At 48.9% G+C, this 15,109-nt stretch carries 16 protein-coding genes and 1 pseudogene; 12 read left to right on the top strand and 5 right to left on the bottom strand.

Annotation, left to right across the window (positions count from 1 at the left end; genetic code table 11):
* Nucleotides 1-28: 28 nt before the first annotated feature.
* From rlmA to BUB06_RS21845, 3 genes are all read right to left on the bottom strand, one after another.
* On the bottom strand, nt 29-859 hold the full coding sequence (gene rlmA, locus BUB06_RS01155; protein WP_039472946.1) for a 23S rRNA (guanine(745)-N(1))-methyltransferase: 831 nt from the start codon (nt 857-859) through the stop codon (nt 29-31).
* A 107-nt stretch (nt 860-966) separates the two neighbouring features.
* Nucleotides 967-1,176, bottom strand: a complete 210-nt coding sequence (gene cspE, locus BUB06_RS01150) for a transcription antiterminator/RNA stability regulator CspE (RefSeq protein ID WP_005968829.1) — start codon at nt 1,174-1,176, stop codon at nt 967-969.
* 41 nt (nt 1,177-1,217) lie between these two features.
* The gene (locus BUB06_RS21845) at nt 1,218-1,334 is read right to left on the bottom strand and encodes a DUF2627 domain-containing protein (RefSeq protein WP_117588407.1); all 117 of its coding nucleotides are present in this window, start codon (nt 1,332-1,334) and stop codon (nt 1,218-1,220) included.
* 948 nt (nt 1,335-2,282) lie between these two features.
* Between BUB06_RS21845 and BUB06_RS01145 the strand changes: the two genes are divergently transcribed.
* The 5 genes from BUB06_RS01145 to BUB06_RS01125 all read left to right on the top strand — a co-directional run bounded on the left by BUB06_RS01145 (nt 2,283) and on the right by BUB06_RS01125 (nt 6,933).
* Nucleotides 2,283-3,197, top strand: a complete 915-nt coding sequence (locus BUB06_RS01145) for a metal ABC transporter substrate-binding protein (RefSeq protein ID WP_010299949.1) — start codon at nt 2,283-2,285, stop codon at nt 3,195-3,197.
* Entirely contained in the window at nt 3,194-4,084 is an 891-nt protein-coding gene (locus BUB06_RS01140; RefSeq protein ID WP_010299951.1) for a manganese/iron ABC transporter ATP-binding protein, read from the top strand. The genes BUB06_RS01145 and BUB06_RS01140 overlap by 4 nt, the downstream gene beginning before the upstream one ends.
* Nucleotides 4,084-4,947 carry a metal ABC transporter permease gene (locus BUB06_RS01135; RefSeq protein ID WP_010275570.1) on the top strand — a complete coding sequence of 288 codons (864 nt, stop codon included), beginning with the start codon at nt 4,084-4,086 and terminating at the stop codon, nt 4,945-4,947. The genes BUB06_RS01140 and BUB06_RS01135 overlap by 1 nt, the downstream gene beginning before the upstream one ends.
* Complete coding sequence (locus BUB06_RS01130) at nt 4,944-5,801, top strand: metal ABC transporter permease (protein ID WP_039472943.1); 858 nt, start codon at nt 4,944-4,946, stop codon at nt 5,799-5,801. Before BUB06_RS01135 ends, BUB06_RS01130 begins: the two co-directional genes overlap by 4 nt.
* A gap of 271 nt (nt 5,802-6,072) precedes the next feature.
* Nucleotides 6,073-6,933: a fructosamine kinase family protein gene (locus BUB06_RS01125; RefSeq protein ID WP_039472940.1), complete on the top strand. Its 861-nt coding sequence runs from the start codon at nt 6,073-6,075 to the stop codon at nt 6,931-6,933.
* Nucleotides 6,934-7,019: 86 nt separating this feature from the next.
* Here BUB06_RS01125 and BUB06_RS01120 read toward each other — a convergent pair whose 3' ends face one another.
* Entirely contained in the window at nt 7,020-7,568 is a 549-nt protein-coding gene (locus tag BUB06_RS01120) for a YniB family protein (RefSeq protein ID WP_039472937.1), read from the bottom strand.
* A 186-nt stretch (nt 7,569-7,754) separates the two neighbouring features.
* On the opposite strand from BUB06_RS01120, the gene hxpB reads away from it, so the two are divergent.
* On the top strand, nt 7,755-8,420 hold the full coding sequence (hxpB, locus tag BUB06_RS01115) for a hexitol phosphatase HxpB (RefSeq protein WP_039472934.1): 666 nt from the start codon (nt 7,755-7,757) through the stop codon (nt 8,418-8,420).
* 101 nt (nt 8,421-8,521) lie between these two features.
* Here hxpB and BUB06_RS01110 read toward each other — a convergent pair whose 3' ends face one another.
* Nucleotides 8,522-8,854 carry a cupin domain-containing protein gene (locus BUB06_RS01110; protein ID WP_010275594.1) on the bottom strand — a complete coding sequence of 111 codons (333 nt, stop codon included), beginning with the start codon at nt 8,852-8,854 and terminating at the stop codon, nt 8,522-8,524.
* A 308-nt stretch (nt 8,855-9,162) separates the two neighbouring features.
* Between BUB06_RS01110 and BUB06_RS01105 the strand changes: the two are divergent.
* The 6 genes and pseudogenes from BUB06_RS01105 to BUB06_RS01080 form a co-directional block, all read left to right on the top strand.
* Nucleotides 9,163-9,371: pseudogene (locus tag BUB06_RS01105) on the top strand (5-dehydro-4-deoxy-D-glucuronate isomerase); the annotation flags it as partial.
* Between the two features lie 83 nt (nt 9,372-9,454).
* A complete protein-coding gene (gene kduD, locus BUB06_RS01100; RefSeq protein WP_010299965.1) occupies nt 9,455-10,216 on the top strand; it encodes a 2-dehydro-3-deoxy-D-gluconate 5-dehydrogenase KduD in 762 nt (253 codons plus the stop codon).
* A gap of 274 nt (nt 10,217-10,490) precedes the next feature.
* Nucleotides 10,491-12,122, top strand: a complete 1,632-nt coding sequence (gene pelW / locus BUB06_RS01095) for a pectate disaccharide-lyase PelW (protein WP_039472931.1) — start codon at nt 10,491-10,493, stop codon at nt 12,120-12,122.
* 47 nt (nt 12,123-12,169) lie between these two features.
* Nucleotides 12,170-13,060 (top strand): carbohydrate ABC transporter permease, encoded by an 891-nt coding sequence (locus BUB06_RS01090; protein ID WP_005968854.1) that lies wholly within the window; start codon nt 12,170-12,172, stop codon nt 13,058-13,060.
* The gene (locus BUB06_RS01085; RefSeq protein ID WP_010299968.1) at nt 13,053-13,958 is read left to right on the top strand and encodes a carbohydrate ABC transporter permease; all 906 of its coding nucleotides are present in this window, start codon (nt 13,053-13,055) and stop codon (nt 13,956-13,958) included. Before BUB06_RS01090 ends, BUB06_RS01085 begins: the two co-directional genes overlap by 8 nt.
* Before the next feature lie 13 nt (nt 13,959-13,971).
* On the top strand, nt 13,972-15,099 hold the full coding sequence (locus BUB06_RS01080) for an ABC transporter ATP-binding protein (protein WP_039472928.1): 1,128 nt from the start codon (nt 13,972-13,974) through the stop codon (nt 15,097-15,099).
* Nucleotides 15,100-15,109: the final 10 nt, after the last annotated feature.

The raw sequence follows: 15,109 nt of genomic DNA, 5'->3' as shown, positions 1-15,109 counted from the left end.
CGCGCTGCCCGTTTTTTATTCTTCTCGATTACGCTACCGCACCGCCATCAATGCGCTGATGCAAGCGGATAATAAAGTCCGTTTCACAACTAAACGCGGTGGCCGCCTGCAGTCGCTCGCTAACGTCTGGCGTTGCTCGCCAGGCAAAGGGCGTCATTTGCAATAGCGCCGCAGCTTCATTCCCAGATAACTGCATCGGATACGCGAGCGTTTGCTGATCCATAAGCTGAAAGCCTGCGAGCACTTCATCTTTGCTCGGGTGTAATAACACCTCATCGTAGACTTCCGCTTTCAGTTTATAAAGGTGTCGTGGCCCCGGCGATACCGTCACCACCCAACCGCCAACCTTAACGGTGCGCTGCAATTCCGCGTCATTACACGGCGCATAAATTTTTACCACAGCATCAAGGGATTGGTCCTGAAAAGGCAACCGCTGGCTGGAGGCGACGCAAAACTCAACGTTATCATACCGTTTTGCCGCGCGCTGAATCGCCGCTTTGGAGACATCCAGACCGTATATCGTCATCGTTCTGCGCGATGTGAGACGCTGAGCCAGCTCGGCAGTGTAATACCCTTCGCCACAGCCGATATCCAGCAGCGCCGCAGCGTCATCCGTCACAATACGATCAACATGCTGCGCAACGGCGTCGCGTAGCGGTTGATAGTGACCCGCTTCCAGAAAGCTGCGCCGCGCCTGCATCATTTCAGCGCTATCGCCAGGCTGTTTTGAACGTTTAAACTGTACCGGCAACAGGTTGACGTACCCTTCTTTCGCACAGTCAAAGCTATGTTTACCACACGTCCATTGCCGCGGGTGTCGCTCCAGAGGTAACTGGCATAGCGGACACTGATAACTCATCGGCACATTTTCCTCATTAACAACGTCTTCATTGCATCACAGGTCCAGATAAAACGCAGACAACAAAAAACCCGCACCATGGCGGGTTTTGCAACAGAGCTGTAAAATTACAGCGCAGTGACGTTTACTGCAGAAGGACCTTTCTGGCCATCCTGAATTTCGAATTCTACGTTCTGGCCTTCAGCCAGAGTTTTGAAGCCGTTGCCTTGAATTGCAGAGAAGTGTACGAATACATCTTTGCTGCCGTCAGCAGGAGTGATGAAACCAAAGCCTTTAGACTCGTTGAACCACTTAACCTGACCTTTAATCTTTGCCATTTCAAATATTTCCTTTAATTGTTTAAACCGCCAAAAAGGCGTTATACAGACAAACCAAAGTCGTTACTGCTTGAGGCACTAAGATAAGGATCGGCAGAGAAGCAGCATGCAACACTAAAGGTTGTATTTAAGTCTTCTTTACTGAAAATGCCATTCATATACAGAACTGTACCTCGTTTTACCCAGAAGCGTTATTACACACTATGTAAACGATGGCAAGGGCTTTTTTATCAGTCGTGGACATGCCGCACAAATTCGCGTCATCCTTGATTCATTAATACACGATAATGCTCGCTGACACCTATATTCACAGGCGGTTTCTGGTACGACACAATAAGCACACGTCAGATTCTATTATGCAAAAAAATACGCGACAACCGTCGCATTTCTGGCACAGCAGCATCGGCAATCATAACAAAAAGCTATAATTGGCGTTCTGTTATGAAAGCATATTGACCATTAACAAAAAGCGCGCCCGACTGCAGGCGCGCTTATATCAATGCTTAAAATCGATTGTCATTTTTATGCTATCTGTATCTGTTGCATTAATACATTACATAATGGAAATTATTTATAACCTAACATTTCGTCGCGTTAGGAATTAACTGCTTTGAACCAGCAGCGCTAATAATGCCACCAAAAAAGTCAATAAAACTAAACTTGCCAACTTCCAACGTCGTTCTGATTTTGTGCTCATATCACTTACAGTCCTTTTGTATCCAATAGAGGCATCTCTCACATTCTTTATGGTTTATCGGCAGTCGTCGGTATTTTCTTAAGGCTGCATCAGATTTCTCTCTTCTTTTGGCGTAAATTTCACCATGTGTATAGCTATGTATAGTTGCGCGACAGTTCACTACCGTTACCGTTAGACTTTCGTTGTAACCTTAAGTACGATTCATTAAATTAAAGCAACATTTCTGTTATCAAAGGAGCATGATGCGTTCCTTACCCGCGCAAGCGCGTGCTACGTGCCTGCGAACAGTGATTTCTTGTGTCATGAGACACCTTCCAATATTCGCTCCCCGCCCTTCTCTGCCTCTTGACTTAAATGATATTGATAATTATTCTCAAGTAACACTTTCACGGTTTGTAAGGATATCCGCATGATTGGCTTTCACGCTCATTTACCTGCTCTGTTCCGCCGTATGGCACTGCCATGCGCTTTACTGCTTTTAGCCAGCACCTCCGCTCAGGCGGCTGAAAAGCTTAAAGTCATCACGACCTTTACCATCATTCAGGATATCGCACAGAATATTGCAGGCGATGCAGCAACGGTTGAGTCCATCACCAAACCCGGTGCGGAGATTCATGATTATCAGCCGACACCACGCGATATTGTTAAAACACAGTCTGCACAGCTGGTGCTGTGGAACGGCATGAATCTCGAACGTTGGTTTACGCGCTTTTTCGAGAACGTGAAAAATGTGCCAGCCGTTGTGGTGACGGAAGGCATCACGCCGCTTCCTATCCGCGAAGGTGCCTATAATGGCAACCCAAATCCGCATGCCTGGATGTCGCCTTCCAATGCATTAATCTATATTGAAAATATCCGTAAAGGTCTGGTGCAAGCCGATCCCGCGAATGCAGAAACGTATAATCGTAACGCCAAAGCTTATGCGGAAAAAATTAAGGCTCTCGACGCGCCGCTGCGTGAACGTCTTGCCCGTATCCCAGAACAGCAACGCTGGTTAGTCACCAGTGAAGGGGCGTTCAGCTATCTGGCAAAGGATTATCAGTTCAATGAAGTCTACCTCTGGCCAATCAATGCCGACGAGCAAGGTTCACCGCAGCAAGTGCGTCGAGTTATTGATACCGTGCGTGAGAAGGCGATCCCTGTCGTATTCAGCGAAAGCACCGTTTCCGATAAGCCGGCAAAACAGGTTAGTAAAGAAACGGGGGCGAAATATGGCGGCGTGCTGTATGTTGATTCGCTGTCTACAGAAAAAGGCCCCGTGCCGACCTATATCGACCTGTTAAAAGTGACGGTGGAAACCATCGCTAAAGGATTTAATCAATGAGTAGTGATCGAGCCGCACAGTCATTAGAAGTCAATGATGTTTCGGTTACTTACAGCAACGGGCATCAGGCTATTCGCCATGCCTCTTTTTCCCTGACTGGCGGTACGATTTGCGCCTTGGTTGGCGTAAACGGCAGTGGAAAATCGACGTTGTTCAAAAGCATCATGGGGTTGGTCAAGCCAACCTCAGGGCAGGTACTGCTCAACCAGCAACCGATCTACCAGGCACTGAAACAGAATCTGGTTGCTTATGTTCCACAAACAGAAGACGTGGACTGGAATTTCCCCGTTCTGGTTTCCGACGTGGTCATGATGGGACGCTACGGGAGGATGAATTTCCTGCGTATTCCCAGTAAACAGGACCGCGCTATTGTAGCGGAGTCGCTGGAACGCGTCGGGCTATCGACGCTGCAACATCGCCAGATCGGTGAACTGTCCGGTGGACAGAAAAAGCGTGTCTTTCTGGCGCGGGCGCTGGCTCAACAAGGCAGCGTGTTGCTGCTGGATGAGCCTTTCACCGGCGTAGACGTTAAAACGGAGAATGCCATTATCGACCTGCTTCGCACCTTGCGCGATGAAGGGCATTTGATTCTGGTAGCGACTCATAACCTAGGCAGCGTTCCTGAGTTTTGCGACAACGTTATTTTAGTCAATCGCACCGTTTTAGCCGCAGGACCGACGCACAGCACCTTTACCCAAAGCAATTTGGAGAAAACGTTCGGCGGTGTTCTGCGACACATCAACCTCGGAGGCTCTCATCTTCACGATGATGACGATGTCCGATCGGTGACGGTGTTAACAGACGATGAGCGTCCGGCTGTGTTCTATGGGTCGACCAAGAGCGATCCTCCTGCATCACGCGCTATACCGGAGGAGAAAAAGCCCTGATGATCGATATCCTGTTACAGCCATTCAGCTATAACTACATGGTCAAGGCGATCTGGGTCAGCGCGATTGTCGGCGGCGTGTGTGCTTTTCTTTCGGCGTACCTGATGCTGAAAGGCTGGTCGCTGATGGGCGATGCACTTTCCCACTCCGTCGTCCCCGGCGTCGCAGGAGCCTATGCGCTGGGCCTGCCCTACGCGGCGGGTGCATTTTTTACCGGCATGCTTGCCGCGCTGGCAATGACGCTCATCCGTCACATTACCCGATTGCGTGAAGATGCAATTATCGGCTTTATTTTCTCAACGTTTTTCGCTGTCGGCCTGCTGATTATTTCGCTCAACCCGACATCGGTTAACGTGCAATCCATCATTTTTGGCAATATTTTGGGCATTGCCGATGAAGATATTCTGCAAGTTGAAATCATCATCGGCGTAACGTTCGTGATTCTCTGCCTGCTGTGGAAAGATCTGCTGGCCGTGTTCTTTGATGAGAACCATGCCCGTTCGATTGGCCTTTCTCCACTGAAGCTGAAAATTCTGTTCTTTACGCTACTGAGTGCCTGTACGGTCGCGGCGTTGCAAACCGTCGGTGCGATTTTGGTGATCGCGATGGTGATTACGCCGGGTGCCACGGCTTACCTGCTCACCGATCGCTTTGGTCGTCTGGTTGTGATTTCTATTGCACTGGGCGCGATCACCAGCGCGGTCGGGGCTTACCTGAGCTTCTTCCTTGATGGTGCAACCGGCGGCGTGATTGTCACGTTGCAAACCGTCGTCTTCCTGTTGGCGTTTGTCTTTGCACCCAAGCATGGGTTATTGGCATCGCGCCGCCTGCGGTTACGCGATCAATCAGGAGATGCATTATGACGCTCATTAGCTGGCTCATCGATCCCCTGTCCTACCCGTTCATGCAGCGTGCGTTACTCGCTGCCGTCGTCACCGGTACGGTCTGTGCAGTGCTGTCGTGTTATCTGGTGCTGAAAGGCTGGTCGCTAATGGGTGATGCCATTTCCCATGCCGTTCTGCCCGGTATCGTTGTCGCGTTTTTACTGGGGATTCCGTTAGTCATCGGGGCTTTCGTTTCCGGTATTTTTTGTGCGGTAGCGACGGGATACGTAAAAGAACACAGCCGGGTTAAAGAAGACACGGTCATGGGGATCATCTTTTCCGGCATGTTTGCGCTGGGGCTCGTCATGTTTGCGCGTATCGATACCGATCAGCACCTGAACCATATTCTGTTTGGTAACGTGCTGGGCATCACTCAGCAAGAGCTGACGCAAATCTTACTGATTGCAGGGGTGACGCTGGCCATCATCTTGTTAAAGCGCCGAGATTTCATGCTGTACTGCTTCGATCCCAATCATGCCCGCGTTATCGGCCTGCCCGTTAAGCTGCTGCACTACGGATTGCTGAGCCTGCTGGCGATGACGATTGTCGCATCCTTACAGGCCGTCGGCGTTATTCTGGTGATCGCGATGCTGATTGCACCGGGCATTATTGCCTTCATGGTCTGTAAACGTTTCGAGCGCATGGTGCTTGTTGCCACGCTGGTTTCCGTCATTTCCTGTATTGCCGGCACCCTGATCAGTTTCTATATTGATGGCGCAACCGGCCCTTGCATTGTGATCGTTCAGGCACTGTTCTTCACGCTGGCGCTGACTTACCACCAGCTTAAGCAACGTCGTCAGGCGGCATCTCAGGCCATCACCGACGCGTTGTAATCCTTTCGCCCTCAGCCTTTTAGCATGACGTAACCGGAAAGCAGCCGTCGGTTACGTCATTAATGCGCTATTTCATTGCCTTATCTACCGGATTGAGCGTCGTCCTAACTCCGCTATTTTTAATTCCGACTATACTTGTTTCTCGTTATCTCGGCCTATCGGTTATCACTGTGCGATAGATTCCATTTTTATTGTGCTCAATGGGTTACCGTAAACGAATCACCCCAGTGAACAGCATCGTATCGGGCAACATCAACGGGAGGATGACCTTATGTGGCAAGCTATCAGCCGACTTTTGGAAGAGCATCACGGTACTGCGGATATTCAGGAGCATCACGAATTATCCGGCGGTGAAATACATCCAGCCTGGTATGTCCGCTACGGCGAGCATGACGTTTTCGTAAAATGCGATAGTCGTGAAATGCTGGCCAAATTCACTGCTGAAGCCGATCAACTTCACTTGCTGAGCCGCAGCAATACGGTGCGTGTACCCGCCGTCTATGGTGTCGGTAGTTCACGCGATCACAGCTTCTTGCTTCTGCAATATCTGCCCGTCAAACCGTTGGATGCGCACAGCGCCTGGTGCCTGGGTGAACAGTTAGCACGCCTGCATCAATGGAGCGATCAGCCACAATTTGGACTGGATTTCGATAACGACCTCTCAACAACGCCTCAGCCAAACAGTTGGCAGCGGCGCTGGGCGACCTTTTTTGCCGAACAGCGTATTGGCTGGCAGTTACAGCTGGCGGCAGAAAAAGGGATGCATTTTGGTCATATTGAAACGCTAATCGCCCGCGTTGAGGAACGTCTGGCAGGACATCAGCCCCAGCCGTCGCTCTTGCACGGTGACTTATGGCCAGATAACTGTGCAAATAGTCAGGATGGCGCTTATCTGTTCGATCCAGCCTGCTATTGGGGAGACAGAGAATGTGACTTAGCGATGCTGCCACGCTACCCGGCCCTGCCGCCACAGATTTATGATGGTTACCAGAGCGTGTGGCCGTTGGATAAAGGCTTTATCGATCGCCAGCCCATTTACCAGATTTATTATCTGCTTAACCGCGCCAATCTTTTCGGCGGCAAACATATTGTTGAAGCACAACAGCTCATTGAGAGGCAGCTTTTAATCTAAGGCGAAATGGTTGCGCTGATATAAGATGCTTGATCTAAGGTGAAAAGAATACCGCGTCTGGCGCAACGGCTGCGCCAGACCGTTAATCAGACTGGCAGCCCTAATAAACGTAACACCAGATAGCCAATACCCGCGATAATCACCGGCAGGATATAAAGCGGAAAGAATTGCACAAAAATCGTGTGTCCAGGAACAATAACACGTGATTCCAGCGTCTCACGCGTGTTCCCACCATCACCTTTCATCTTTTCCAGAATCAGTTGATCTTCAACGCCTTCCTTAATAGCCTTCGCCTGACGAGACATCCGGGCACCCGAAACCTGTAAAGCCAGACCAATAAAAATCAGGATGTAGATCAGCCAAAACATCAGCGTCGCCCCACTGAAAAAACGCGTAAAATCCGGTACCGGCGAGTTGTACCAAAAAATATTCAGGAAAGGCGTATTAAAGCGCACCATGTCGACCATCAGGTGCACAAAATCCAGAAGAACAGCATCAATGCCCTGTTTTTTCTGGGTATAAGCGTAGAGATAATTAGCCAGCGAGACGAAGGTTGAAAGCAGCGCGGGAATAAAAAGGATCCATCCGGCAATGCGTTTAACGACGGCAATTCGGCCAGCCTGTTGATACGTCATGAGAACCCCTTCTTAGCGACGCAACATCGGTAATATATCGTTTTAGTACGACGGGTAGCCTACTGTAACTTTACGCGCAGTCAACACTTTATCTCCCGCATAGCCAGAGTCGTACCCTGCAACTCGACTTATTAGGGTATAGTTTATCAGTAAATTTTCTTTTCCTTTGCTGACGGAGCCAGTGGTATGTCCTTTGATTCTTCTATACGAGCGGCGATTTTCGATATGGATGGGCTGCTGATTGATTCAGAACCGCTGTGGGACAAGGCCGAACTCGAGGTTATCGCCTCGCTTGGCGTAGACATTTCACTACGAGAATCCATGAAAGATACTTTGGGTTTACGCATCGATATGGTGGTCGAACTCTGGTATCAGCGTTCTCCCTGGGGGACACCCACCCGGGACGAGGTCGTCCGCCGTATTATCGATCGCGCGATTGAACTCGTTGCCGAACAGCGCCCCCTCTTACCCGGCGTCGAACATGCGCTGCAACTGTGTCGTGAACAGAATCTCAAAATTGGGCTGGCTTCCGCTTCGCCGCTCCGCATGCAGCAGCAGGTGCTGCGCATGTTTAATCTGGAACACTACTTTGATGTCCTAATGTCAGCCGAGACACTGCCGTATAGCAAGCCTCATCCAGAGGTCTATTTGAATGCCGCAAACGGACTCGGCATTCCTCCGACACACTGTGTGACGCTGGAAGATTCGGTGAACGGCATGATCGCAACCAAAGCGGCACGCATGCGTTCAATCGTTATTCCACAGGCTGACTTTCGCGATGACGCTCGCTGGGCGCTGGCAGACTATAAGCTGGATTCCCTTAATCATCTGACCGCCGAACATGTAGTCTAGGAATTAGGAATAAAGAAGTAGAAGTAAAAGAAGAGAAAAGCAGACATCGTGGGATATGACGAAAGCGTGGCCAGTCTACTGGCTGACCACGCTTTGAAGCATTACAGGAAATCCGCTCGCTTAGGCGAGAAAGCATCGATCAGGACGCTGCCGTCTTCCAGCGAGACCACACCGTGCATCTCGTTTTTCACTGCCAGATAAGCATCACCCGTTTTCAGGATACGTTTCTCACCTTCGATCACGACTTCAAAGCTGCCAGCGGCAACATAAGCAATCTGATCGTGAATCTCATGGAAGTGCGGCGTACCAATCGCACCTTTATCAAAGTGCACGTAAACCATCATCAGCTCATCGCTCCAGGTCATGATTTTACGTTTAATGCCACCGCCCAACTCTTCCCACGGCGTTTCATCATCAATAAAGTATCTTCTCATCGTCATCTCTCCTCTAACGCTTTTATTGCCCATACCTTCGATTGCGTCAACAAACCGTGCACGACAACGAGGGTATGATTATGGATTGCGACATTTTAGCCACATCAGTACCAGAAGAAACATAAAATAAGCAAAACCATGACGGCCCTCAAGAAATAAATAAAACATTATTTCATTTTTATTGAATTCACATCCCATCCAAACTATCATCCCGCATAACAAGAAAGAACCGGGCAGGTTGAGGAACAGGTGACGTTGTCACTGCCACGCGACATCATCTGTTTCGCCCGGCGCTTTCACCAGAAACAGTAAGTAATGAAACGGCAGTTTTCCACATGGTGGGTTAGCAGCAGGAAGCCCGTCATAGCGCATAAAAAACGAGCGGACGGTGATTACACCGATCTGGTCGATGCATTCCGGTGTTGGCACCAGACGCTACACCTTTATCTGGGGCATGGTTGGCGAGAATCACGTTTTCGGTGACATGGATCACGTCAAGGTTAGCGAGTTACGTTAATCGCTTTCAACCGGAATTACCGGTGTTCCCTACAGTAACAGCTAACGACTAAGTATTTTGTCGCTTATAGAGAGATTACAGATATGATTTTAAATTCTTTTGATTTGCAAGGTAAAGTTGCTCTGATCACGGGTTGTGATACGGGTTTGGGTCAAGGCATGGCTATCGGTCTGGCACAAGCAGGTTGTGATATCGTCGGCGTCAACATCGTTGAACCGAAAGACACTATCGAAAAAGTCACCGCACTGGGACGTCGTTTCCTGAGCCTGACTGCCGACATGAGCAATGTCTCTGGTCATGCAGAGCTGGTAGAGAAAGCCGTTGCTGAATTTGGCCACGTTGACATTCTGGTTAACAACGCCGGTATCATCCGTCGTGAAGATGCGATCGATTTCAGTGAGAAAAACTGGGACGACGTAATGAACCTGAACATTAAGAGCGTTTTCTTTATGTCTCAGACCGTTGCTCGCCAGTTCATCAAGCAAGGTAAAGGCGGTAAGATCATCAATATCGCTTCTATGCTGTCCTTCCAGGGTGGTATCCGCGTACCTTCTTATACCGCATCAAAAAGCGCTGTTATGGGCGTAACCCGTCTGATGGCGAACGAGTGGGCAAAACACGGTATCAACGTCAACGCAATTGCACCGGGATATATGGCTACCAACAATACCCAGCAACTGCGCGCCGATGAAGAACGCAGCAAAGAAATTCTGGATCGTATCCCAGCTGGCCGTTGGGGTTTGCCACAGGATCTGATGGGCCCGTCCGTCTTCCTGGCATCCAGCGCATCTGACTACATCAATGGTTACACGATTGCCGTTGATGGTGGCTGGCTGGCTCGCTAAGCGCAGTTTTTCTTAGCAGCATTTCGCCAACCTACGATAAAAAGCACAATTCCGGTTGTGCTTTTTATTTGTTTTTCAAGTTGTTATTTCGCTTTTCATGATTCTTTCTCCTGCCAAAATCCTTTCTTAAAAAAAAATCAAAACAACGTTCCGACTTTGATCACACTTTCGATATTGCGTGCATGACGACAAGGTTAATAGCGCAATATAATCAATCAAAACAGTGTTTCTATTTATAAGGAACTGTTCACACGGTTCCATAAGAAGGTACTCCATGAGTATTTTTGAAAACTTATACACCAGCAGGAAGTCGCAGCTCGACGAATGGGTTGCAGCACTCGATAGCCACATTGCCTGCGTTCAGGATAAAGGCCGCAGCCAAAGTCAGCCGACGTTATTATTGGCTGACGGTTTTGATGTGGAAAATTATGCACCTGCGATGTGGCAATTCCCAGATGGACATAGCGCACCTATTTCTAATTTTGCCAGCCAGCAAAATTGGCTAAGAACGCTATGCGCCATGAGCGTCGTTACGGGTAATGAGAGTTACCAGCAACACGCTATCGCACAAAGCGAATATTTCCTGGATCATTTCGTTGATGACAATAGCGGCCTGTTCTTCTGGGGCGGTCACCGCTTTATTAACTTGGATACGCTGGCAGGCGAAGGGCCAGAATCCAAAGCTCAGGTGCATGAATTAAAGCACCACCTACCCTATTACGCGTTGTTGCACCGTGTTAATGCGGAAAAGACGCTGAATTTCTTTCAGGGTTTCTGGAACGCACACGTTGAAGACTGGGAGTCACTGGATCTGGGTCGTCATGGTGATTACAGCAAAAAACGCGATCCGAATGTTTTCCTGCATGCCCGCCATGATGTCGTCGATCCGGCACAGTGGCCTGTTTTGCCATTAACGAAGGGGCTGACTTTTGTTAATGCAGGCACAGACCTGATTTATGCCGCGTTCAAATACGCAGAATATACGGGCGATAGTCACGCCGCGGCCTGGGGTAAGCATCTTTATCGCCAATACGTTTTGGCTCGCAACCCAGAAACCGGTATGCCGGTGTATCAGTTCAGTTCACCACAGCAGCGTCAGCCGGTGCCGGAAGACGATAACCAGACGCAATCCTGGTTTGGCGATCGTGCTCAACGCCAGTTTGGCCCAGAGTTCGGTGAAATCGCGCGTGAAGCCAATGTGCTGTTCCGTGATATGCGCCCACTGCTGATTGATAACCCACTGGCAATGTTGGATATTCTCCGCACGCAGCCTGATGCAGAAATGCTGGATTGGGTTATTTCAGGGTTAAAAAATTACTATCAGTACGCCTACGATGTCACCAGCAATACACTGCGCCCGATGTGGAACAACGGCCAGGACATGACGGGCTACCGTTTTAAACGCGATGGCTATTATGGTAAAGCGGGTACGGAATTAAAACCGTTTGCATTAGAAGGTGATTATTTATTACCGCTGGTTCGTGCTTATCGTCTGAGCGGCGATGAGGACCTGTATGCACTGGTTAACACCATGCTGACGCGGCTGAACAAAGAAGAGATTCAGCACATCGCCAGCCCGGTACTTTTATTGACCGTTATCGAACTGGCCGATCACAAACAATCAGAATCCTGGGCACATTACGCCGCGCAGTTGGCTGGCGTTCTGTTTGAACAACATTTCCATCGTGGTTTGTTCGTTCGCTCCGCACAGCATCGTTATGTTCGTCTGGATGATACCTATCCGCTGGCTTTACTGACTTTCGTTGCCGCTTGTCGCAACAAATTAAACGACATCCCGCAGTATCTGACACAAGGTGGATATGTTCACGGGGATTTTCACGTTAATGGGGAAAATAGAATTGTTTATGACGTGGAATTAATTTATCCAGAGTTATTAACAGCTTAATTTTATGTTTTTTTTAATGGTTCACAATTAATCAATAGGTAAGCATTATGAATGAAAACAGAATGCTGGGGTTAGCCTATATCTCCCCCTATATTATAGGGCTGATAGTTTTTACCGCTTTCCCCTTTGTTTCGTCATTTATCCTCAGTTTTACTGAGTATGATTTGATCAATCCGCCTGAATTTACGGGGCTAGAAAACTATCACCGTATGTTCCTGGAAGATGATCTCTTTTGGAAATCCATGGGCGTCACCTTTGCCTATGTATTTCTGACCATTCCATTGAAATTAATCTTCGCATTGTTAATTGCGTTTGTACTTAATTTCAAATTACGTGGTATCGGTTTCTTCCGTACTGCTTACTATGTGCCTTCTATTCTGGGCAGTAGCGTGGCAATTGCCGTTCTGTGGCGTGCACTGTTCGCTATCGATGGCTTGTTAAACAGCTTCCTCGGCGTGTTTGGCTTTGACGCCATCAACTGGCTGGGCGAGCCGTCGCTGGCACTGATGTCGGTAACACTGTTGCGCGTATGGCAGTTCGGTTCCGCGATGGTTATCTTCCTGGCTGCATTGCAGAACGTTCCGCAATCTCAGTATGAAGCGGCAATGATCGACGGTGCATCCAAATGGCAAATGTTCCTGAAAGTAACGGTACCGCTGATTACGCCAGTTATTTTCTTTAACTTTATCATGCAGACCACTCAGGCATTCCAGGAGTTTACGGCACCTTACGTCATTACTGGCGGCGGTCCAACGCACTACACCTACCTGTTCTCGCTCTATATCTATGATACGGCGTTCAAGTATTTCGATATGGGTTATGGTGCTGCCTTAGCATGGGTTCTGTTCCTGGTTGTTGCGGTATTTGCGTCTATCTCCTTTAAGTCGTCGAAATACTGGGTGTTCTACTCCGCTGATAAAGGAGGAAAAAATGGCTGACATGCATTCAAACCTGACTACAGCACAAGAAGTTGCTGCTGCAGAAGTACGCCGCACGCTGCGTAAAGAAAAACTCAGTGCCGCTATCCGTTACGTGATACTGCTGTTCGTTGGTTTACTGATGCTTTATCCACTGGCGTGGATGTTCTCAGCATCGTTCAAACCTAACCACGAGATTTTCACTACGTTGGGTCTGTGGCCTGCTCACGCCACCTGGGACGGTTTCGTTAACGGTTGGAAAACCGGTACGGAATACAATTTCGGTCACTACATGATTAACACTTTCCAGTATGTGATTCCGAAAGTGGTTCTGACCGTCATCTCCTCGGTGATTGTGGCTTATGGCTTCGCTCGCTTTGACATTCCGTGGAAGAACTTCTGGTTTGCTACGCTGATTGCCACCATGCTGCTGCCAAGCACCGTGTTGCTGATTCCGCAGTACCTCATGTTTCGTGAAATGGGCATGCTGAACAGCTATCTGCCACTGTACTTGCCGGTCGCGTTTGCAACACAAGGGTTCTTTGTGTTCATGCTGATCCAGTTCCTGCGTGGTGTACCACGTGATATGGAAGAAGCCGCCCAGATCGATGGCTGTAATTCCTTCCAGGTACTGTGGTATGTGGTCGTGCCGATTTTGAAACCAGCCATCATCTCTGTTGCGCTGTTCCAGTTCATGTGGTCAATGAACGACTTCATCGGTCCGCTGATTTATGTTTATAGCGTGGATAAATATCCGATTGCGCTGGCGCTGAAAATGTCTATCGACGTTACTGAAGGCGCTCCGTGGAATGAAATCCTGGCCATGTCCAGCATCTCCATTCTGCCATCCATCATTGTTTTCTTCCTGGCACAGCGCTACTTCGTACAAGGCGTGACCAGCAGCGGAATTAAAGGTTAATAGAGGATTTATCATGGCTGAAGTTATTTTCAATAAACTGGAAAAAGTATACTCCAACGGTTTCAAAGCCGTTCATGGCATCGACCTGACGATTAAAGACGGCGAATTCATGGTTATCGTCGGCCCGTCTGGCTGTGCGAAATCCACCACGCTGCGCATGCTGGCAGGTCTGGAAACCATTAGCGGCGGTGAAGTTCGCATCGGTGATCGCGTTGTTAACAATCTGGCGCCAAAAGAGCGTGGGATTGCGATGGTGTTCCAGAACTATGCCCTCTACCCTCACATGACGGTAAAAGAGAACCTGGCGTTTGGTCTGAAACTGAGCAAAATTCCTAAAGAGCAAATCGAAGCGCAGGTAGCAGAAGCGGCCAAAATTCTGGAGCTGGAAGAACTGATGGATCGTCTGCCGCGCCAGCTGTCTGGTGGTCAGGCTCAGCGTGTGGCCGTAGGCCGCGCCATCGTTAAAAAACCAGATGTGTTCCTGTTTGACGAACCGTTGTCAAACCTGGATGCCAAACTGCGTGCTTCCATGCGTATCCGTATTTCCGACCTGCATAAGCAGTTGAAGAAAAGCGGTAAAGCGGCGACAAGCGTATATGTTACCCACGATCAGACTGAAGCAATGACCATGGGTGACCGTATCTGCGTGATGAAACTCGGTCACATCATGCAGGTTGATACGCCGGATAACCTGTACCACTTCCCTGTCAACATGTTCGTGGCTGGCTTCATTGGCTCACCAGAAATGAACATTAAGCCGTGCAAACTGGTCGAGAAAGACGGTCAGATTGGCGTTGTGGTGGGTAATAACGCGCTGGTGTTAAATGCTGAAAAACAAGATAAAGTGCGCAGCTATATCGGACAAGACGTATTCTTCGGCGTTCGCCCAGACTATGTTTCCGTGTCAGATACGCCATTTGAAGGCAGCCACTCACAGGGTGAGTTGGTTCGCGTAGAAAACATGGGGCACGAATTCTTTATGTACATTAAAGTCGATGGCTTTGAATTAACCAGCCGCATTCCTTATGACGAAGGTCGGCTGATTATCGAGAAGGGACTGCATCGTCCGGTGTATTTCCAGTTCGACATGGAAAAATGCCATATTTTTGATGCAAAAACAGAAAAAAATATCTCTCTTTAACAGGAGTAGT

The sequence above is a fragment of the Pectobacterium carotovorum genome (assembly GCF_900129615.1).
GTDB lineage: Bacteria > Pseudomonadota > Gammaproteobacteria > Enterobacterales > Enterobacteriaceae > Pectobacterium > Pectobacterium carotovorum.
The sequence above is the reverse complement of the archived record's forward strand: the minus strand, read 5'-3'. Positions and strand labels throughout refer to the sequence as shown.